Source organism: Faecalitalea cylindroides ATCC 27803 (assembly GCF_000469305.1).
Classification (GTDB): Bacteria; Bacillota_I; Bacilli_A; order Erysipelotrichales; family Erysipelotrichaceae; genus Faecalitalea; species Faecalitalea cylindroides.
On record NZ_KI271065.1, the window covers coordinates 1 to 538 of the forward strand.

Annotated in this window: 1 protein-coding gene; it reads left to right on the forward strand. The window is 45.7% G+C overall.

Annotated elements, in window-relative coordinates:
- Positions 1-538: lysozyme family protein (locus HMPREF0367_RS09665; RefSeq protein WP_035403774.1), on the forward strand; the 538-nt coding region annotated here is incomplete at both ends.

Genomic DNA, 538 nt, shown 5'->3' on the forward strand with positions numbered 1-538 from the left:
TTATGATTGTCGTGCTGTTTGGTGCTGCCGTAGCAATGTTTGGAGGAGGAAGTGACAGTAATTCCTATACTCCGGTAAGTGCAGAGGTAGAAGCCTATGAACCCATCATACAGAAGTATGCCAAAGAGTACGGCATTCCTGAGTATGTGGAACTTATCAAGGCGGTTATGATGCAGGAAAGCGGTGGCAGAGGACTTGACCCTATGCAGGCAGCAGAGGGAAGTTTCAATACAAGGTATCCGCACGAACCTAATGGAATTAAAGACCCTGAATATTCTATCCAGTGTGGAGTTCAGGAATTGAAAGCGGCTCTTACTTCGGCAGAAGTGGAAAGTCCGATAGATATGGAGCATATCAAACTTGCCTTGCAAGGCTACAACTTCGGTAATGGGTATATTTCTTGGGCAAAAACAAAGTATGGCGGTTATTCTTATGCCAATGCAGTGGAGTTTTCCACTCAGCAGGCACAAAGGCTTGGTTGGGACAGTTATGGAGATACCCAATATCCGGCTCACGTTCTGAGATACTATCCGTATGG